This window comes from Pseudomonas edaphica, from assembly GCF_005863185.1.
Lineage (GTDB): Bacteria > Pseudomonadota > Gammaproteobacteria > Pseudomonadales > Pseudomonadaceae > Aquipseudomonas > Aquipseudomonas edaphica.
This window is the reverse complement of record NZ_VBVZ01000036.1, coordinates 1-20,287: the sequence shown is the minus strand read 5'-3', so window position 1 is coordinate 20,287 and position 20,287 is coordinate 1. Positions and strand designations below refer to the sequence as shown.

Sequence of the window (20,287 nt, the reverse complement as noted above, 5' to 3'; positions counted from 1 at the left end):
CTGGCATCGACGCCATGGCCAGCCTCAAGGCCAGCCTCGACGCGCTGCCGACCCCCGATGCCGCCGTGTTGCAACACGCCGCCGGTTGGGTCGGTAAACGCTTCGAAGAAGAAAAACGCCGCCGCGCCGAAATGGGCTTCGACGACATGCTCATCCGCCTCAACGCCGCCCTGCAAGCCGACGGCGGCGAGCGCTTGGCCAATGTGATCCGTGAGCAATTCCCGGTCGCCCTGATCGACGAATTCCAGGACACCGACCCGGTGCAATACAGCATCTTCGACAGCATCTACCGCATCGAAGAAAACCACCTAGACAGTGGCCTGTTCCTGATCGGCGACCCCAAACAGGCCATTTACGCCTTCCGTGGCGCCGACATCTACACCTACCTGCGCGCCCGCCAGTCCACCACCGGCCGCCATCACACCCTGGGCACCAACTTCCGTTCCAGCCACGCGATGGTCGAGGCGGTCAACCATGTGTTCCAGCGTGCCGAGACCGGCCGTGGCGCGTTCCTGTTCCGTGAGCGAAATGGCGACAACCCGGTGCCGTTCCACTCGGTGTTGTCCCAAGGCCGCAAAGAGCAGTTGCAGGTCGATGGCCAAACCTTGCCGGCGATGAACCTCTGGCACCTGCCCACCGATCAGCCGATTTCCAACGCGGTCTATCGCCAACAACTGGCGGCGGCCTGTGCTACGCAAATTGTTGAGTTGCTCAATGGCGGGCAGCAGGGCCGCGCGGGTTTCCTACAACCGGATGGCAGCTTAAAAGGCGTACTCCCGTCAGACATCGCCATCCTGGTGCGCGACGGCAAGGAAGCCCAAGCCGTGCGCGCCGAACTGGCCGCCCGTGGTGTACGCAGCGTTTATCTGTCTGACAAGGATTCGGTGTTCGCCGCCCAGGAAGCCCACGACCTGCTGGCCTGGCTCAAGGCCTGCGCCGAGCCGGACGTCGAGCGCCCACTGCGCGCCGCCCTGGCCTGCGTCACCCTGAACCTGTCACTGGCGGAACTGGAGCGTCTGAACCAGGACGAACTGGCGTGGGAAACCCGCGTGATGCAGTTCCGTGGTTATCGCGCGATCTGGCGTACCCAAGGCGTGCTGCCGATGCTGCGACGCCTGCTGCATGATTTCAAACTGCCGCAAACCCTGATCGCCCGCAGTGACGGCGAACGCGTATTGACCAACCTGTTGCACCTGAGCGAACTGCTGCAACAGGCCGCGTCAGAGCTGGATGGCGAGCAAGCATTGATTCGCCACCTGGCCGAACACCTGGCACTGTCGGGCCAGGCCGGTGAAGAACAGATTCTGCGCCTGGAAAGCGACGAACAACTGGTCAAGGTGGTGACCATCCACAAATCCAAGGGCCTGGAATACGACCTGGTCTTCCTGCCGTTTATCTGCTCGGTCAAGCCGGTGGATGGCAGCCGTTTGCCGCTGCATTACCACGACGAACAGGGCAAATCCCAAGTCAGCCTGCGGCCGACCGCCGAGTTGATTACCCAAGCCGACGACGAGCGCCTGGCCGAAGACCTGCGGTTGTTCTACGTCGCCCTCACGCGTGCCAAACACGCGTGCTGGTTGGGCATTGCCGACCTCAAACGTGGCAATAACAGCAGCTCGGTCTTGCACCTGTCCGCGCTGGGTTATCTGCTCGGTGGCGGTGCCTCGTTGGGCGAATCCGCTGGTCTGGCGCGCTGGCTGCTGGACTTGCAGGAGGGCTGCGCTGCCATCCACTACACCCGCGTGCCCGACGCGCAATACAGCCTGTTCCACCCGCCGCGTAACGAGGCTACCTTGCTGGCACCGTTACTGCCCGCGCGCAAAGCCGCTGAAAACTGGTGGATCGCTTCTTACAGTGCGCTAAGAATTGGCGACAGCATGAGCGCCGCTAATCTAGAAGCACCAGAAAGCCCACAAGCCCAGAAGCTGTTCGACGACGAACGCCTCGACCCCGACGCACCGCGTGAAGTGGCAGCGTCTGGCGGCGACATTCACCGTTTCCCACGTGGCCCTAACCCCGGCACCTTTCTCCATGGTCTGTTGGAATGGGCGGGCGAGGAAGGCTTCAACGTGACGCCCGAGGCCATCGAAAAAGCCGTGGGCGCCCGCTGTAATCGGCGCAACTGGGAAGGCTGGATCGTCACCCTCAGCGGCTGGCTCGGCCATTTGCTGCAAACGCCGCTGCCGGTAGATAACGATCTAGTCGCCCTCAGCAGCCTGCAGCACTACCAGATCGAAATGGAGTTCTGGTTCGCCAGCCACAAAGTCGACGTGCTGGCCCTCGACAAGCTAGTGTGCCAGCACACCCACAACGGCGTGTCCCGAGTGGCCGCCGAACCGGTGCTGCTCAACGGTATGTTCAAGGGTTTTATCGACCTGACGTTCGAACACGACGGCCGTTATTACGTGGCCGACTACAAATCCAACTGGCTCGGCCCTGACAATTCGGCCTACACGCAGGACGCCATGGAACAGTCGATCCTCGAGCATCGGTACGACCTGCAATACGTACTTTACCTGCTGGCCCTGCACCGCCAGCTGAAGGCGCGCCTGCCGGATTACGACTACGACCGCCATGTTGGCGGTGCGCTGTACCTGTTCCTGCGGGGCACCCAGGCCACCAGCCAGGGCGCGTATTTCACCCGGCCGCCACGGGAGCTGATCGAAGGCTTGGACCTGTTGTTCCAGGGCAAACCCATACCGCCCAAGGTTGAGCCCGCCTGGGAACAAGGAGTGCTGCTATGAGCCTGTCGCCCTTACCGCTTGAGGAGCTGCTACCCCTCAGTCGCGCCGCCGACCTGTTGCAGTTGTTGGAACGCTGGGTTGAGCGTGGCTGGCTGCGCGCATTGGACAAAGCCTTCGTCGGCTTCCTCCACGAACTCGACCCGCAGGCCGACCCGCTGGTATTGCTGGCCGCCGCATTGACCAGCCACCAACTGGGCCATGGCCACGTCTGCCTGGACTTGTTCGAAACCCTTAAAGCGCCAGACTTTGCCCTGTCATTGCCCCCCGAAGGCGACCTGCAAACCGGCGCCATGTTGCTGCCCTCGCAATTGCTCGACGGCCTTGATGGCGCCCACTGGTGCCAGGCGCTGGCCGCCAGCCACTTGGTCGCGCTGGCTGTTGATGGCACTGAATCGGCCCAAAGCCGCCCGCTGGTGCTGTCCGGCAAACGCCTGTATTTGCGCCGCTACTGGACCTATGAACGGCGCATCGACATGGCATTACGCCTGCGCCTGGCCACCCTGGAAACCGTCGCCACTGATTTGCCGCAACGCCTGAACACCTTGTTCGATCAAGCGCCGCCGGACGGCGTGATCGACTGGCAAAAACTTGCCTGCGCCCTGGCCACACGCGGTGCCTTCAGCATCGTTACCGGCGGCCCCGGCACGGGTAAAACCACCACTGTAGTGCGCTTGCTCGCGCTGCTGCAGGCCCCGGCGGTAGAGGCCAACAGCCCATTGCGCATCCGCCTCGCCGCGCCCACGGGCAAAGCCGCCGCACGCCTCACCGAATCCATCAGCCAGCAAGTACTCTCGCTGAATGTGCCGGACAGCGTGCGGGAAAAAATCCCCACCCAGGTCACCACGGTTCACCGCCTGCTTGGCAGCCGCCCCGGCACGCGACATTTTCGGCATCACCTCGGCAACCCGTTGCCATTGGATGTGCTGGTGGTGGACGAAGCCTCGATGATCGACCTGGAAATGATGGCCAACCTGCTGGACGCGTTGCCGCCCCACGCACGCCTGGTATTGCTCGGGGACAAAGACCAACTCGCTTCGGTCGAAGCCGGCGCCGTGCTCGGCGACTTATGCCGTGATGCCGAAGCCGGCTGGTACAGCCCCGACACGCGCCAATGGCTGCAAGCGGTCAGCGGCGAAGACCTCAGCGCCAGCGGCCTGCAGGAAGATCTCGATGGCAGTCATCCGCTCGCCCAGCAAGTGGTCATGCTGCGCTATTCGCGACGCTTCGGCGAAGGCAGTGGCATCGGCCAACTGGCGCGTTGGGTTAACCAGCAAAATGCCGAAGAGGCGCGCAGACTGCTTGCCGCGCGCAGCCATAACGACCTGTTCTGCCTCAGCCTCAAGGGCGAACACGATCACGCGCTTGAGCGCCTGGTGCTGGACGGGCAGGGCGACGACGCCCAGGGTTATCGCTATTACCTCAACCTGCTGCACAGCGCGCGCCCGGCCCTCGACACAGCGCGCGAAGACGCCGCCTGGACCCACTGGGCGCAACAACTATTGCAAGCCTTCGACGCCTTCCAACTGCTCTGCGCCGTGCGCAAAGGCCCATGGGGCGTGGAAGGTTTAAACCAGCGCATCACCGCCGCCTTGCGCAAAGTGCGGCTGATCGAAGGCGATGACCAATGGTACGAAGGCCGCCCGGTGTTGATGACGCGCAACGACTACGGCCTGGGCTTGATGAACGGCGACATCGGCATCGCCCTCAAACTGCCCGAAAGCGACGGCGGCCCACAGGTGTTGCGTGTGGCTTTCCCACGCAACGATGGCCAGGGCGGCGTGCGTTTTGTACTGCCCAGCCGTCTGAATGATGTGGAAACCGTGTACGCCATGACCGTGCACAAATCCCAGGGCTCCGAATTCACTCACACGGCGCTGATCCTGCCCGATGCGCTGAACCCGGTGCTGACCAAAGAGCTGATCTACACCGGCATCACCCGCGCCAAACGCTGGTTCAGTTTGATCGAACCGCGAGGCGGGGTGTTTGAAGAAGCGGTGCGGCGCAAGGTCAAACGCCTGAGCGGGTTGATGCTGGAGTTGGATGCCGCCCTCGATAAAACTGACTGATTGGTCATTAAATATTTCTGGTTTAGTTGTCTGATTTTTCTGAAAATATAGCGGGCTTTGATAAACCCCCAGTTCGTGGGGTTTTCCGCCGCTGTGCTATCGTTGCGGCATCACCCTGTAAAATATTTGAGAGAATTGCTGCATGAACGTGGCTGTCTCGCCCACAGAGCGCAGTTTGAGCTGGAGACGCATGTTACTGGTGGCGGTGCTATGCCTGCTCGCCCCGCGTGTATTTGCGCAGACGCCCAGCCTGGCGGATCACCGCGCCCAGGCGGTCACCCAAGTGGTACTCGGCATCCTCAGTTATGCCCGTTGGCCGGTGGAGCCTGCACAACTGCGCTTGTGCATCGTCGGCCCCACCCAATACACCGACGACCTTGTCAAAGGCACCACCCAGGCCACTGGCCGCCCGGTGGTGGTGCAGCGCCTGCTGGCCGATAATCCCGATATCGTCAGTGCCTGCGACGCCATTTACATCGGCAAACTCACCGCCGATGAACGCAGCCGCCTGTTCACCTCATTGATCGGCCACCCGGTGCTCAGCATCAGCGAAGGCGGCGACCAATGCACCGTGGGCAGCCTGTTCTGCCTGCGCGTGGGCGATGAGCAAGTGTCGTTCGAGGTCAACCTGGATTCCGTCGCCCGTAGCGGCGTGCGCATCCACCCCAGTGTGTTGCAACTGTCCCGACGTCGAGCGCCAGCGCCATGAGAACCGCTAAAGCGCGGCCGACCTTGCGTTCGGTCATTGGCCGTGGGCATTTGATCCTGGCACTGGTGGCCGTGACCCTGGCCAGTGTGTCGCTGACCCTGCTCGGTGTGCTGGCGCTGCGGGTGTATGCCGAACACAACCTGCACCTGATCGCGCGCTCCATCAACTACACCGTGGAAGCTGCGGTGGTGTTCGATGACAGTGCCGCCGCCACCGAAGCGCTGAGCCTGATTGCATCGACTGAAGAAGTGGCCCAGGCCGAAGTCTTCGACGCCAACGGCAAGCTGCTGGCGCAATGGGTACGGCCCGAAACCGGCATGCTCTCCAAGGTCGAGCTGGCGGTGGCGCACACCCTGCTCGAACAGCCTATCAGCCAGCCGGTCCTGCACCAGGGCCAGCCCGTCGGCAGCATTCACTTGGTCGGCCATGGCGGCAGCCTGCTGCGCTTTTTGCTCAGTGGCCTGGCCGGGATTCTGATTTGTACCGCGCTCAGCGCCTGGGTTGCGTTGTACCTGGCGCGGCGTCTGTTGCAAGGCATCACCCAACCGCTGCAAAGCCTTGCCGCCGTGGCCCACGCCGCCCGCAGCGAGCGCGATTTCGACCGCCGTGTGCCACCGGCGCAGATCGCCGAACTCGATAGCCTCGGCAGCGACTTCAACGCCTTGCTCGGTGAGATGGAAGCCTGGCAAAGCCACCTGCAAAGTGAAAATGAAACCCTCGCCCACCAAGCCAGCCACGACAGCCTCACCGGCTTGCCCAACCGCGCGTTCTTCGAAGGCCGCCTGATTCGCGCACTGCGCAGCGCCGCCAAGATCAATGAGAAAGTGGCGGTGTTGTTCCTCGACAGCGACCGCTTCAAAGACATCAACGACAACTTTGGCCACGCCGCCGGCGATGCCGTGCTGGTCGCCGTCGCCGAACGCGTGCGTGCGCAGCTGCGTGAGGATGACCTGGTGGCGCGCCTGGGCGGTGATGAATTCGCGATCCTGCTGGCGCCGCTGCACAAGGCCGAGGATGCCCAGCGCATTGCCGACAAGATCATTGCCAGCATGGACAAACCAATCCCGTTGCCCGGCAATACCCAGGTGCTGACCTCCCTCAGTATCGGCATCGCCATCTACCCCGATCATGGCGCCACTCCCGGCACCCTGCTTAATGCCGCCGACGCGGCCATGTACCAAGCCAAGCGGCTGTCTCAAGGCGGCCAGCAAACGGCGGAGGCGGAGCCTACCGCTGCCAACGTTCAACACAGGAGTTGATCCCTTGTTCTCGAAAACGCGTGTTCTGTTTATCACTTTACTGGTGGCCTTCCTGGCCCTCGGCGGCTGCCAGACGCCGCCGCCCAAAGGCCTGACCCCGGCGCAAGTCGCGGTCCTCAAACAACAAGGCTTTGAACTCACCGACGAAGGCTGGGCCTTCGGGTTATCCGGCAAAGTGCTGTTCGGCAGCGACGTCGAAAGCCTCAACAAAGCCAGCACCGACATCGTCGAACGCATCGGCAAAGCCCTGACGGGCGCCGGTATCGACCGCGTGCGCGTAGACGGCCACACCGACGCCTCGGGCAAAGAAACCTACAACCAGCAACTGTCCCTGCGCCGCGCCAAAAGCGTGGGCAAGGTGCTGACCAGCGTGGGCATGAAAGAAGAAAACATCCAACTGCGCGGCCTGGGCAGCAGCGAACCGGTGGCGTCAAACACCACCGTGGCAGGCCGCACCGAGAACCGGCGCGTGTCGATCGTCGTGATTGCCGACTAAGCACCACACTCAGTTCCAAAGTGGCAATGCGGACAACTGTGGGAGCTGGCTTGCCTGCGATAGCGGTGTATCAGCAGTAGATAAGCTGCCTGACCCACCGCCATCGCGGGCAAGCCAGCTCCCACACTTATTTGTGCCAGACCTGAATCCTGTGCCCGCCGTAGTTCAAGTGTGGGAGCTGGCTTGCCCGCGATGGCGGTGGTTCAGACAATGATTTACTCACTGACCCTCCGCTTTCGCGAGCAAGCCCGCTCCCACATTTTGTTTTGCAGTGTGCTTGCTGGCGTGTTCGCTTAGCTGCTCGGCGTCATCGCTTGCGTCAGGTCATCCACCACGGCTTTGCCCATCTCACACAGGTAGTGTGCGGCCCAGGCGTATTGTTCGCCGCGTACATCCATGGCGGCTTCCATGGCGAGTTTTTTGGAGTAGAACAGCAGGGTGGACGCATGTTCCAGGGCTTGCTCGATGGGCATGCCGGAGTTGACGCGGAACAGCGGTTTTTGGTTTTCGCCGTAGTCGCCGAAGGTGACAACGCCGAGGGTGGTGATAGAGGACAGCGGTGGATCGGGGACGATTTTTGACATGATGTTTCCCAAATTTGCAGTAGGGGTCACCACGGCATGTCGCTAAACATGAAGAGGTGGCAGCTGTACACGGGTTAGCGAACCGGTAAATTTGGGAACCCGGCAGACCCGAAGGTCTCCCGCGTACAGCCGCCATAAAACGGTAAAGACAGGCAAGAAGCCTGGCAATACTTTGGCATCACATCCCAACTAATCCGAGTCGCTAAACCCGATCGCTGATGAGCAGCGAAGTCAGGAGGCTAGTGACCCAAACGGTAAGGCGCAATAGGGTAGAGAGTCTCTAGGAAATGTCCTGCAAATTAAAGCGAATCTTCGCTGATGGCCTTTTAATTCGCAGGACCACAACCTCCGCGTTTCTTTGCTAAGCGACGCGTATTCCTACTTCGCTTGCTCTTCTCACCAAGCAGTATCACTATAGGCATAACCGCACCTTTTTGTGCGGTGACAGTGAGATCCACATCGTCCATTTTTTCTAAGAGAGTCTGATAGGTCGATGGTTAAATAAGCATGGTTGCCATCAGTTTGTTCCACCTTGCCCCTGAGTTCTTTCGAGCAGTTGCGCTTATGTCTATAAAAAAGCAAGCCAGCCCTCGAGGTTTTCAGGGGCAAGCCTATTGTCACTTGACCTTAAGTGGGAGAGGCACTCTTAAAACTCAATCGAGTAGAAGATACAAGTAAATCAAGTGCGGTGGATGTATCTTGGAATACTTGCATACTTACCTGGTCTCCTTTATTTAAAGAAAGTTCAACGGTTAAGCCGAGGTAAGTGTTGTTTCCACCTCCGGTAGCATTTTTAGATTCATTCATTACCTCCACGCCATTCACGTTGACTCTAATTAATCTTGTGCCAATTGAGTTGGCAGTAAAGTTGGCGTTGGCAGTTACCGTGTACCTATTGGTGATAGGGGCGGTGATGTAAGTTGCGTGTGTTGGATCGTGTAGGGCGCTTGGATCAAAAATGGCCGCAGTGAAATCGACATCGGTCAGCACGCCCTGAGTAATTGATTGCTTAGTATTTAGACCTATCACACAACTGAAGTGCTCTTGTTGTGGAATGGCTTCGATATCATCTTGGAAGATGTTGCCTTCAGCGTGAAAGTTATAGGCGTTCATGTTGTCAAGGCCGAATTTAATATAAGGGCGGCCACTGGATGCAGCGTAATTCCCATACCCTTTAAAGCCAGATGAACGCACATTCAGCTTCTGCTTACCAGCAACAGAAGACGTGAACGTAGCAAAGATGTTAGTGATGGTGAAGTTTTTATCGCTGACTCTGTTGAATGAGCAAGAGTCTATATTGTGAACGCAATGGTTAGGGTTTAAAGTAGCATCCGGTGCATTGCTCGCGCTTACCCACACATCAGCAATACCATTGTTCTGCTCAAAGTAGACGCCGTTAAGGTTAGCACCTACGCCACCTTGCACACCGCAGTCCTGGAACAATAGGCCGAAACCTTTACCGTCTCCATCGATTCCGTTACCTTCTATATCCCCGCCGTAGAAGTTAATGCAAGAACCTTTAACAAAGGCGGCACCATACGTTTTATTGCCAGCAATTTGGCAGCCAATAAAGTCAAGTCCATTGGGGGCTGTACTATTGATAAGCCTAGGGCTACGCTGTTCAGCAATAAGCCCTCTGTTATTCCAATGGATAATAATTTTTTGAAATGAAGAGAAGTCCGCATCCAGAAGCTTTAAACCAAAATCCAGCAGGGTGAGTTCAATGTCTTGCATGAAAATATGCTGGCAAGTGTCTTGGTAAAAGCCAATAGATCCAGATACCTGATTGCCCTTAATGGCGAATCCGGAAAATACTTGAAACATTTGCGATGGGATTGCTCCAGAACCGGTGCCGCCAGTAACCTTTATACAAGCGTCGGTGCCCGTAAATTCAAAGCGGCACGTTTGGATGCCGCTTCCGCGCATATCGATTTTGCGGGTGTCAGTGAATTCGGTGGAACCACTAAGATCAAAGTTTAGAGTTTTGCTAATAAGGTATTTGCCGGAAGGGATACGGATTTCAATACCGGCTGTTATTGCAGCGTTAATGCAGTTTTGAAATGCAACTGTATCGTCTGTTTTTCCATCACCTTTGCAACCGAACTGACGTGGATTGTAGAAAGGAAGACTCGACGCTTTCCACCGTCCACCATCGGTTGGATTAACCAGGATTGTTCCTCCATTATCAGCGGAAACAGTATCGGTTGGATCCAGTTGATAATCTACGCCACCGCCACCCGTAAAGGAAGTCGTACCATAGTCAAATGTACGAGCGTACGGTGCGCCGGTATTAGACAATTGGCGAATAGCAGTTGCGCTTTTACTGGGCAGAATGACATTTAGTGACTCTGAAGTTCCTGGGGTGCCTTGTGGTTCTAGGGAGCCTGGTTCTCCATTTGGAGAAAAAACAGATGAATCTGTCATGCTATACATCCTGTAGTAATTTGATATTGAATATAAAGCAACCTTTCTTGAGTAAACAAGAAGAAAGCTCGTTATGTGTCACCTATATATTGCTTCGAGCAAGATCAACTGCGCACCTCAGTCCGAAAACTTCATCTCCCTTGTCGTTCCCATCAACAACCCCGCGTTCTGCTCCGTCACTTCCCTGATGTAATCCCACAACAGCGTAATCCGCTTCAGCTTCCGCAAATCCTCCCGGCAATACATCCAAAACTGCCGCGTTATCGCAATCTGCTCGCCCAGCACCGGCAACAACCGTGGATCCTGCGCCGCCAGAAAGCACGGCAAAATAGCCATCGACCGGCCCTGCTGCGCCGCCACGTACTGCGCGATCACGCTGGTACTGCGCAAACTCGCGCTGGCGCCGGGCACCACGTTTGCCAGGTACAACAGCTCCGAACTGAACGCCAGATCATCCACATAGCTGATAAATGGATGCTCGGCCAAATCTGCCGGTTTGCGGATCGGCGGGTGTTGGTCGAGGTAGTCCTGGGTCGCGTACAGCTGCAGCTTGTAGTCGCACAGTTTGCAGCACACATACGGCCCGTGTTCCGGGCGTTCCAGGGCGATCACTATGTCGGCTTCGCGCTTGGACAGGCTGATGAAGTGGGGCAGGGGCAAAATATCCACCGAGATTGCCGGGTAAGTGTCGACAAAGTGGCTGAGCTGCGGCGTGACAAAAAAGCTGCCGAAACCTTCGGTGCAGCCCATGCGCACATGGCCGGACAGCGCCACGCCAGAGCCGGACACCTGCTCGCAGGCCATGTGCAGCGTGCTTTCGATGGACTCCGCATACCCCAGCAAACGCTGGCCTTCGGTGGTGAGCACGAAGCCGTTGGTCCGGGATTTTTCGAACAGCAATGTGCCGAGCGACACTTCCAACGAACTGATGCGCCGCGACACGGTGGTGTAGTCCACCGCCAGGCGCTTGGCGGCGACGCTGGCCTTGCGGGTGCGGGCCACTTCGAGGAAAAACTTCAGGTCATCCCAGTTCAGGGAGCCCAATGACGTGATGTTTTTTTGCATATTGGACCGGCTTTTATGTGCGTTCTTATTAGAGATTTGCACATCTATACTCCAAAAACAGTCCGAACGCCTCATTCTTCAAGGCGATTCAACGCCTTGGTTCTCTGCACAAATATAAGATTTGGAGACCACATGAACGCTTCTGCCGATATTTCCGTGCAACAGGTCAAGTTGCTGATCAAGGGTGAATGGGTCGAATCCAAGACCACCCACTGGCAAGACATCGTCAACCCGGCCACTCAAGAGGTGCTGGCCAAAGTCCCTTTCGCCACCGCCGATGAAGTCAACGCCGCCATCGACGCTGCCCATCAAGCTTTTCAAACCTGGAAGCTCACGCCGATCGGCGCACGCATGCGCATCATGCTCAAGCTGCAAGCCTTGATCCGCGAACATTCCAAGCGCATCGCCGTAGTCCTGAGCGCCGAGCAGGGTAAGACCATTGCCGACGCCGAAGGCGATATTTTCCGTGGCCTGGAAGTGGTCGAACACGCGTGTTCTATCGGCACCTTGCAGATGGGCGAGTTCGCTGAAAACGTCGCCGGTGGCGTCGACACCTACACCCTGCGCCAGCCGATCGGCGTGTGCGCAGGCATCACTCCGTTCAACTTCCCGGCGATGATTCCACTGTGGATGTTCCCGATGGCGATTGCCTGCGGTAACACTTTCGTGCTCAAACCGTCCGAACAAGACCCTCTGTCGACGATGCTGCTGGTAGAGCTGGCGCTGGAAGCCGGTGTGCCGGCCGGCGTGCTCAACGTGGTGCACGGCGGCAAGGATGTGGTGGATGCGCTGTGCACCCATAAAGATATCAAGGCAGTTTCTTTCGTCGGTTCGACCGCCGTTGGTACCCACGTGTACGACCTGGCCGGTAAACACGGCAAGCGCGTGCAGTCGATGATGGGCGCCAAGAACCACGCCGTGGTGCTGCCGGACGCCAACCGCGAACACACCTTGAATGCCCTGGTCGGTGCCGGTTTCGGCGCGGCAGGCCAGCGTTGCATGGCCACCTCGGTGGTGGTGCTGGTGGGCGCGGCCAAGCAGTGGCTGCCGGATTTGAAAGCGCTGGCGCAAAAACTCAAGGTTAACGCCGGCAGTGAAGCGGGCACGGATGTCGGCCCGGTGATCTCCAAACGCGCCAAGGCCCGCATTCTGGAACTGATCGAAAGCGGCGTGAAAGAAGGCGCCAAGCTGGAGCTGGACGGCCGCGACATCAAGGTGCCGGGCTTCGAACACGGCAACTTCGTCGGCCCGACCCTGTTCTCGGGCGTGACCACTGACATGCAGATCTACACCCAGGAAATCTTCGGCCCGGTGCTGGTGGTGCTGGAAGTCGCCACGCTGGATGAGGCCATCGCGCTGGTCAACGCCAACCCGTTCGGCAACGGCACTGGCCTGTTCACCCAAAGCGGTGCGGCCGCGCGTAAGTTCCAGAGCGAAATCGATGTAGGCCAGGTCGGTATCAACATCCCGATTCCGGTGCCAGTGCCGTTCTTCAGCTTCACCGGTTCGCGCGGTTCCAAGCTCGGCGACCTCGGCCCGTACGGCAAGCAAGTGGTGCAGTTCTACACCCAGACCAAAACCGTCACCAGCCGCTGGTTCGACGACGACACGGTCAACGATGGCGTCAACACCACCATCAACCTGCGCTGATTTGGGGAGACGATCATGAAGATTGCATTTATCGGCCTGGGCAACATGGGCGCGCCCATGGCCCGCAACCTGATCAAGGCTGGCCATGCGCTGAACCTGTTTGATTTGAACCAGACAGTGCTCAAGGAGTTGGCCGAACTGGGCGGCACCATCAGCGACTCGCCGCGTGATGCGGCCAGCGGCGCGGAGCTGGTGATTACCATGCTGCCGGCCGCTGCCCATGTGCGCAGCGTGTGGCTGAATGAAGATGGCGTGCTTGCTGGCATCGGCAAAGGCGTGCCGGCGGTGGATTGCAGCACCATTGACCCGCAAACTATTCGCGATGTGTCCACGGCGGCGGCAAAACAAGGCGTGGTGGTGGCCGACGCACCCGTCTCCGGCGGCACGGGTGGCGCGCAAGCCGGGACGCTGACCTTCATGGTCGGCGCTACCCCGGAACTGTTCGCCACCCTGCAACCGGTGCTGGCGCAGATGGGCCGCAATATCGTGCATTGTGGCGATGTCGGCACCGGCCAGATCGCCAAGATCTGCAACAACCTGTTGCTCGGCATCAGCATGGTCGGCGTCAGCGAGGCCATGGCCCTGGGCGATGCGCTGGGCATCGACACGCAAGTGCTGGCCGGGATTATCAACAGCTCCACCGGGCGCTGCTGGAGTTCCGACACTTACAACCCATGGCCGGGCGTGATTGAAACTGCGCCGTCGTCCCGTGGCTATACCGGTGGTTTCGGCGCCGACCTGATGCTCAAGGACCTGGGGCTGGCCACCGAAGCCGCACGCCAGGCCAAGCAACCGGTGATCCTCGGCGCCGTGGCCCAGCAGTTGTATCAATCAATGAGTCAGCGTGGGGAAGGGGGTAAAGACTTCTCGGCGATCATCAACAGCTATCGCAAACCCAAGTAGGGGCGTTTCCGAGAGCCCGCGTCGGGCGGGCTCTCGGGTTTTTGCCGGTTACCACAGTGGCTTTTCGTAGCTGACGATCAAGCGTGTTTCGTCTATATCGCTTTCAAAGTTGGAGCGCATCATTGCGTTGCGTAAGCGGACTTTGACGTTTTTCAGGGTCGGATTCTGGAAGGCATAGCTCACATCGATATCCCGTTCCCACTCACGCCCGTCCGAACGGCCCGGCCCTCGGTCGACGTTGCTGCCCGATGCATAGCGCGTGAACATGGAAAGGCCGGGAACGCCCAGCGCGGTGAAGTCGTAGTCGTAGCGTACTTGCCAGGATTTTTCATCCTTATTGGCGAAGTCGCTGTACTGCAGAAAATTCACCAGTGTGGGATAGCTTCCTCTTACAGCTGCGTGGCCTGTGTTGCCTGACATGGTTTGGTAGGCCCCACCCAATTTATGCGCCCCCCATGCGTAGGTCAGCATCGCACCCACTGCGGTGTTGTCGATGTTGGTTTGGCCGTTATCGAGAGAGCGCGTGTAACGCAATTCACTTTTCAGGCTTTGGTCCTCGGCAACTGGATAGGTATGTTGAAGGCTGCCCGCGTGCTGGGTGTAGAGGTTGTCCAGCGTGCTGTAGTAGTAGCTGGCGGTGAGTTGTTTGTTGACGGCGTAACTACCGCCTGCAAAGTCGAATGCATTCGATTGATTCTTCCCACGAACCACGATATTCCTGCGTGCGCCGGTGGCGACCGCCAACGCTTCATAGTTGGTTGAGTCGACCTGGTTGACGTGGGTAATTCTGCCCACGTCCAGCGTCAGGTCTTTGAGTTCCTGGGAGCGCAGGTGCGCGCCCTTGAAAAGCTGCGGCTGCAAGCGGCCGACGTTTTTTTCCAGTATCGGTAGCGCTGGTGGGGCCAGCGCACCGATTTTCAGCGTCGTTTGGGAAGCCCTGAATTTTGCCGTAAAAGCGGCTTCGCCATAGCTGTCTTCGGCTTTGCCGGATTGACGCACCGGCAATAAGCCGGAGCGGGTTCGGTCTGCACTTGAATCAAGCTTGAAGCCCGCCATGGCGAGGACATCGACGCCAACACCCACGGTGCCTTCGGTGTACCCGGACTCAATTTGCAACGCGAAACCTTGTGCCCATTCTTCGCGCTTGGACTGCGTGGCATTGGGCTCACGGTAGTCACGGTTGAAGTAAAAGTTCTTCAGCTCAAGCTTGCCGGTGCTGTCACTGATGAAGTCAGCGAGGGCAGAGGGTGCGAGAAAAACACAGATGTTTAACACACATACTTTGGTCAGGACGTTCAATTGGGCAGCCTGCGTGAGTGGGAAGACTCATCGCAGGGTGCTTTAAAGGGGCCGGACTCACGCTAGGGAAAAACTGAAGCAGGCCAAGGATTTATCTGATGCTGCTTATGCAAACACAAAATACTTACGCACGGTCTCGACCACTTCCCACGTGCCCTTCATACCGGGTTCCACCACAAAGATATCCCCAGCCCGCAAGTGAATCGGCTCCATGCCTTCTGGTGTGATCACGCAGTAGCCTTCCTGGAAGTGGCAATATTCCCACTTTACGTATTCCACGTACCACTTGCCCGGCGTGCAGATCCAGGTGCCCATGATCTTGCTGCCGTCTTCGCTGGTGTAGGCGTTGAGGTTGACGGTGTGCGGGTCGCCCTCGAGCTTTTCCCATTTGCAGGCATCCAGGACAGGTAGCGGGTGGGTGTCACGCAGTACGGTGATGGGCTTGGACATGATGGCTCCGAGGCAGGGAAGGGAAAGATGAACCCTAAGGCCTTGGGCGTTGTGTCAGTGGTCTGAACTCGACATCGGGATGCCCAGAAGCGCAGCCGAATGCGATCTCTCAGACACTGTGCAGTCCATGTGGGAGCGGGCTTGCCCGCGATAGCGGAGTGTCAGGTACTGGAGATGCAGCTGTGCCGCCGTCATCGCGGGCAAGCCCGGCTCCCACAGGGAAAGGAGGCGCTCTTGAGTGATAGGTTTGTGCGGTAAAGCGCTATTTCCCCGCAGTAACTGCGAAAAATTTCCCGTGTTGCGCAGGAATTAGCAAGAAAATGCACGGCTGGCCCTCGTATCATTCACCCAAGAACGAGTGAGAGCCTTGCAATGAACCCAATAAAAACGTGGTGGGATATCAGCCCGCCCTTGAGCACGGCGACGCCGACCTGGCCGGGCGATACGCCGTTCCAGGAAGAGCGCGTGTGGCAGTTTGGCCCGGAGTGCCCGGTGAATGTGGGCCGCGTGACGTTTTCGCCGCACACTGGCGCCCATGTGGACGCGCCGCTGCATTACAGCGCCGACGGTGCGCCGATCGGCGAGGTGTCGCTGGATGTGTACATGGGCCCGTGCCGGGTGTTGCATTGCCTGGGCAGCGGCGCGCTGGTGCAGCCGCATCAGTTGCAAGGGCGTGTGGATAACTTGCCTGAGCGTGTGCTACTGCGCACTTATCCACAAGCACCGCTGACCGAGTGGGACTCGAACTTCACCGCCATCGCACCACAAACCATTGAGCTGCTCGCCAGCCTGGGCGTGCGTCTGATCGGTATCGACACACCGTCCCTGGACCCGCAACAGTCCAAGACCATGGATTCGCACAACGCCGTGGCCCGCCATGGCATGGCGATTCTCGAAGGCATCGTGCTTGATGATGTACCGGAGGGCGACTATGAGTTGATCGCGCTGCCGTTGCGTTTTGCCAACCTGGACGCCAGCCCCGTCCGTGCCATTCTCCGCCCGCTCAAGGAGCCCACGCGATGAGCCAGTGTCCCTTTTCACCTGATTACCAGCCGCCGGAAGAATGGCATAACGCCGAACTGAATTTTTCCGAGTCCATGAGCTACGGCGACTACCTGGACCTGGGCAAAGTCCTCAGCGCCCAGCACCCGCTGTCGCCCGATCACAACGAAATGCTCTTTATCATCCAGCACCAGACTTCAGAGCTGTGGATGAAACTGATGCTCCACGAACTCAAGGCCGCCCGCGAGCACGTGCGCCTGGGCGAGTTGCCGCCGGCATTCAAGATGCTGGCGCGAGTGTCACGGATCTTCGATCAACTGGTGCATGCCTGGGCCGTGCTGGCGACCATGACGCCGTCGGAGTACAAGGCGATTCGCCCGTTTCTGGGGCAGTCGTCGGGGTTCCAGTCGTTCCAGTACCGTGAGATCGAATTTATCCTTGGCAATAAAAGCGCAGCGCTGTTGCGGCCGCACGCGCATCGGCCAGAATTGTTGAACGAGTTGAAAGTGGCGATTGCCACGCCGTCGCTGTACGACGAGGCGATTAATCTGATGGTTAAAGCCGGGTTGGCGATTGACCCCAAGCGCGCCGAACGCGACCCGACGGCGGCCACGGTTCACGATGAGTCCGTGGAGGCGGCGTGGCGCGAGGTGTATCGCGACCCGAGTCGGTATTGGGATTTGTATCAGTTGGCCGAGAAGTTTATCGACCTGGAAGACTCATTCCGCCAGTGGCGCTTTCGGCATGTGACTACGGTGGAGCGCATCATTGGCTTCCAGCCCGGCACCGGTGGCACCGAAGGCGTGGGTTATTTGCGCAAGATGCTCGACACCGTGCTGTTCCCCGAACTGTGGCGAGTGCGTTCCACGCTCTAAACAAAAAGCCCCGGAATCCCGGGGCTGATCGTTCCCACGCTCTGCGTGGGAATGCCGCTTTGGACGCTCTGCGTCCGCTTCATGTGGGAGCTGGCTTGCCTGCGATAGCGGTCTGTCAGCCAGCTCATCCACTGACTGACCCACCGCCATCGCGGGCAAGCCCGGCTCCCACAGGGATCACCGTGCGTTCACTACCGCGTTGCTTTTTCTAATCCGCAACCGGTAGGCAATGTAGATAATCCCCACCCAAACCGGCATCGCATACACCGAGTTGTTAATCCCCGGAATCGCCAGCATCACGCTGATGATCATCACCATGAACGCCAGGCACAGGTAGTTGCTGAACGGGAACCAGAAGGTCTTGAACGACGGCGTCACGCCTTGCTCGCCCATGGCCTTGCGGAACTTGATGTGGGTGAGGCTGATCAGTGCCCAGTTGATCATCAGCGAGGCAACCACCAGCGCAAACAGCAGTTCCAGCGCACTGTGCGGCGCGACGTAGTTGACCACCACGCACAGCATCGTCACCAGCGCCGAAATGGCCAGGGCGCGAATCGGCACGCCTTGTTTGTTGAGTTTCATCAGCGCTTTGGGCGCATCGCCTTGCTCGGCCAGGCCGAACAGCATGCGGCTGTTGCAGTACACGCCGCTGTTGTACACCGACAGCGCCGCGGTCAGCACCACGAAGTTGAGGATGTGTGCGGCGGTGTCGTTACCGATCAGCGAGAAGATCTGTACAAACGGGCTGCCGCTGTAGGCATCGCCCGACGCGCCGAGGGTTTGCAGCAGTTGGTCCCACGGGTACAGCGACAGCAGCACGGTCAGCGCGCCGACGTAGAAAATCAGGATGCGGTAGACCACCTGGTTGATGGCCTTGGGGATCACTTTGCGCGGCTCGCTGGCCTCGGCTGCGGTGATACCCACCAGCTCCAGGCCGCCGAACGAGAACATGATGAAGGCCATGGACATCAACAGCCCCATGCCGCCATTGGGGAAGAACCCGCCGTGGCTCCACAGGTTGCTCACCGAGGCTTGCGGGCCACCGGTGCCGCTGAACAGCAGGTAACAGCCGAGCACGATCATGCCGACAATCGCCACCACCTTGATGATCGCGAACCAGAACTCGGCTTCACCGAAGAACTTCACGTTGAGGGTGTTGATCAGGTTGACCGCGACAAAGAACACCAGCGCGCTGACCCAGGTCGGAATCTCCGGCCACCAGAACTGGATGTATTTGCCCACGGCTGTCAGTTCGGCCATGCCCACCAGCACGTAAAGTACCCAGTAGTTCCAGCCGGCCAGAAAGCCTGCGTAGCCGCCCCAGTATTTGTGGGCGAAGTGGCTGAAGGAGCCGGCCACCGGCTCTTCGACGATCATCTCGCCAAGCTGGCGCATGATCAGGAACGCGATGAAACCGGCAATCGCGTAGCCCAGGATCATCGACGGCCCCGCCGACTTGAGCACCCCGGCCGAGCCAAGGAACAACCCTGTGCCAATCGCGCCTCCCAAGGCGATCAGCTGAATGTGCCGGTTCTTCAGGCCACGCTTGAGGCCCACCGGGTTAACCATGTCATCCGCCATTAACATTCCCTTCTACTTGTTTTTCTTGAGGGTGAGTGCACGCCGCATCAGCCCCTCAGAACTGCTGAGGGTCAGATATTACTCTGCGTAAACTTTTCGTAATACAGCTGAACGCCATCAAGTGCCTGATCCGCCAGCCATTGTTGGATGGATTCGACCATTGGAGGGGGGCCGCATACGTACATATCGGCCGAACTGTCCCGCAATTCGGCCAGGTCGAAATGTTCGGTGAGGTAACCGCGTTTGCCAGGCCACTCGGGTGACGGGGCGCTGAGCACTTCGGTGTAGCGAAAGTCGGGGATTGTCGAGGTGTAGGCTTCGATGCGTTGTGCTTCGCACAAGTCCTCGGCCCCGCGCACGCCGTAATACAAGTGGACCGGCTGGTTGCAGCCGTTGGCAGCCAGCTCATCGAGCATGCCCAGCAAGGCCGACAAGCCAGTGCCGCCGGCCACCAGTATCAGCGGCCGGGTGACATGCCTGAGGTAGAAGGCACCCAATGGCGCCTCCATCAGCACTTGATCACCGACCTGGCAGCGCTCGCGCAGGTAGTTGCTCATGACGCCATCGGGCAGCAGGCGCACCAGAAACTGCAGTTGATTGCCCGATCGGTTGGCGAAGGAGTACGAACGCCAACTGTCGGTGCCGGGCACCGCCAGGCGGGCGTATTGGCCGGGCAGGAAGTCCAGCGGGTTGTCCAGGGTCACCTGCAAAATCGCCGTGCTGGCCGACACCTGCTGCACTTCGCTGACCTTGCCGCGCACGTGTACCGGCCCCGGCGCGTTGCACAGGCTCGAATCAAAATCGAAGTAGAACGTAGCGTCGGACTGCACCCGCGTCTGGCAACTGAGCATCTTGCGTTGCTTGAGGTCGAGGCTGGAGAGGGCTTCGTCGTCGACATAATCCTGGGTGTAATCGCCGGACTCGCAACGACCCTGGCAGGTGCCGCACACGCCTTCGCGGCAATCGAGCGGGATCTTGATGCCGTTGCGCAATGCCGCATCCAGCAGGATTTCATTCGCGCCTACCGGGAAAAACAGGGTCTTGCCGTCGGCAAAACTGAAGGCCACTTTGTGATTCATCCGCATAACTCCGCGTATCTGATTTTTGTGGCTGACCCGTGAGCTTTTGTGGCGACCGGGCTTGTTGTGGCGAGCGGGCTTGCCCCGCGTTGGGGCGCGAA

16 protein-coding genes are annotated in these 20,287 nt (G+C 59.0%); 9 read left to right on the top strand and 7 right to left on the bottom strand.

Annotation, left to right across the window (positions count from 1 at the left end):
* The 5 genes from recB to yfiB all read left to right on the top strand — a co-directional run.
* Nucleotides 1–2,744, top strand: a 2,744-nt coding sequence (recB, locus tag FEM54_RS04185; protein ID WP_138449625.1) for an exodeoxyribonuclease V subunit beta, incomplete at its 5' end; no start/stop codon positions are given.
* Nucleotides 2,741–4,810, top strand: a complete 2,070-nt coding sequence (recD, locus tag FEM54_RS04180) for an exodeoxyribonuclease V subunit alpha (RefSeq protein ID WP_138449623.1) — start codon at nt 2,741–2,743, stop codon at nt 4,808–4,810. The genes recB and recD, both read left to right, overlap by 4 nt.
* A 142-nt stretch (nt 4,811–4,952) precedes the next feature.
* Nucleotides 4,953–5,519 carry a regulatory sequestration protein YfiR gene (gene yfiR / locus FEM54_RS04175; protein ID WP_099549471.1) on the top strand — a complete coding sequence of 189 codons (567 nt, stop codon included), beginning with the start codon at nt 4,953–4,955 and terminating at the stop codon, nt 5,517–5,519.
* Nucleotides 5,516–6,778, top strand: a complete 1,263-nt coding sequence (dgcN, locus tag FEM54_RS04170) for a diguanylate cyclase DgcN/YfiN (RefSeq protein ID WP_017137979.1) — start codon at nt 5,516–5,518, stop codon at nt 6,776–6,778. The genes yfiR and dgcN overlap by 4 nt, the downstream gene beginning before the upstream one ends.
* A 4-nt stretch (nt 6,779–6,782) precedes the next feature.
* Nucleotides 6,783–7,274 carry an outer membrane lipoprotein YfiB gene (gene yfiB, locus FEM54_RS04165; RefSeq protein WP_017137978.1) on the top strand — a complete coding sequence of 164 codons (492 nt, stop codon included), beginning with the start codon at nt 6,783–6,785 and terminating at the stop codon, nt 7,272–7,274.
* Between the two features lie 293 nt (nt 7,275–7,567).
* Here yfiB and FEM54_RS04160 read toward each other — a convergent pair whose 3' ends face one another.
* The 3 genes from FEM54_RS04160 to FEM54_RS04150 form a co-directional block, all read right to left on the bottom strand.
* Complete coding sequence (locus FEM54_RS04160; RefSeq protein WP_138449622.1) at nt 7,568–7,858, bottom strand: DUF3077 domain-containing protein; 291 nt, start codon at nt 7,856–7,858, stop codon at nt 7,568–7,570.
* 627 nt (nt 7,859–8,485) lie between these two features.
* Complete coding sequence (locus tag FEM54_RS04155; protein ID WP_171045792.1) at nt 8,486–10,282, bottom strand: glycosyl hydrolase family 28-related protein; 1,797 nt, start codon at nt 10,280–10,282, stop codon at nt 8,486–8,488.
* A gap of 117 nt (nt 10,283–10,399) precedes the next feature.
* Nucleotides 10,400–11,347 carry a LysR family transcriptional regulator gene (locus FEM54_RS04150; protein WP_138449619.1) on the bottom strand — a complete coding sequence of 316 codons (948 nt, stop codon included), beginning with the start codon at nt 11,345–11,347 and terminating at the stop codon, nt 10,400–10,402.
* Nucleotides 11,348–11,479: 132 nt separating this feature from the next.
* Here FEM54_RS04150 and FEM54_RS04145 point away from each other — a divergent pair, with 132 nt between their 5' ends.
* Together FEM54_RS04145 and mmsB are read left to right on the top strand one after the other, a co-directional pair.
* Nucleotides 11,480–12,997: a CoA-acylating methylmalonate-semialdehyde dehydrogenase gene (locus tag FEM54_RS04145; RefSeq protein WP_099549421.1), complete on the top strand. Its 1,518-nt coding sequence runs from the start codon at nt 11,480–11,482 to the stop codon at nt 12,995–12,997.
* Between the two features lie 15 nt (nt 12,998–13,012).
* Complete coding sequence (gene mmsB / locus FEM54_RS04140; protein WP_017137971.1) at nt 13,013–13,900, top strand: 3-hydroxyisobutyrate dehydrogenase; 888 nt, start codon at nt 13,013–13,015, stop codon at nt 13,898–13,900.
* Between the two features lie 48 nt (nt 13,901–13,948).
* Here mmsB and FEM54_RS04135 read toward each other — a convergent pair whose 3' ends face one another.
* Together FEM54_RS04135 and FEM54_RS04130 are read right to left on the bottom strand one after the other, a co-directional pair.
* Complete coding sequence (locus tag FEM54_RS04135; protein ID WP_017137970.1) at nt 13,949–15,199, bottom strand: OprD family porin; 1,251 nt, start codon at nt 15,197–15,199, stop codon at nt 13,949–13,951.
* A 105-nt stretch (nt 15,200–15,304) separates the two neighbouring features.
* The gene (locus FEM54_RS04130; protein WP_003230905.1) at nt 15,305–15,649 is read right to left on the bottom strand and encodes a cupin domain-containing protein; all 345 of its coding nucleotides are present in this window, start codon (nt 15,647–15,649) and stop codon (nt 15,305–15,307) included.
* Nucleotides 15,650–16,021: 372 nt separating this feature from the next.
* Between FEM54_RS04130 and kynB the strand changes: the two genes are divergently transcribed.
* Together kynB and kynA are read left to right on the top strand one after the other, a co-directional pair.
* Nucleotides 16,022–16,672: an arylformamidase gene (gene kynB, locus FEM54_RS04125; RefSeq protein ID WP_017137969.1), complete on the top strand. Its 651-nt coding sequence runs from the start codon at nt 16,022–16,024 to the stop codon at nt 16,670–16,672.
* Complete coding sequence (gene kynA, locus FEM54_RS04120; protein WP_017137968.1) at nt 16,669–17,526, top strand: tryptophan 2,3-dioxygenase; 858 nt, start codon at nt 16,669–16,671, stop codon at nt 17,524–17,526. The genes kynB and kynA overlap by 4 nt, the downstream gene beginning before the upstream one ends.
* A gap of 177 nt (nt 17,527–17,703) precedes the next feature.
* Here kynA and FEM54_RS04115 read toward each other — a convergent pair whose 3' ends face one another.
* Both FEM54_RS04115 and antC read right to left on the bottom strand, forming a co-directional pair.
* Nucleotides 17,704–19,107 carry an amino acid permease gene (locus FEM54_RS04115; RefSeq protein WP_017137967.1) on the bottom strand — a complete coding sequence of 468 codons (1,404 nt, stop codon included), beginning with the start codon at nt 19,105–19,107 and terminating at the stop codon, nt 17,704–17,706.
* A gap of 71 nt (nt 19,108–19,178) precedes the next feature.
* The gene (gene antC, locus FEM54_RS04110) at nt 19,179–20,186 is read right to left on the bottom strand and encodes an anthranilate 1,2-dioxygenase electron transfer component AntC (RefSeq protein WP_138449617.1); all 1,008 of its coding nucleotides are present in this window, start codon (nt 20,184–20,186) and stop codon (nt 19,179–19,181) included.
* Between the last annotated feature and the right edge of the window lie 101 nt (nt 20,187–20,287).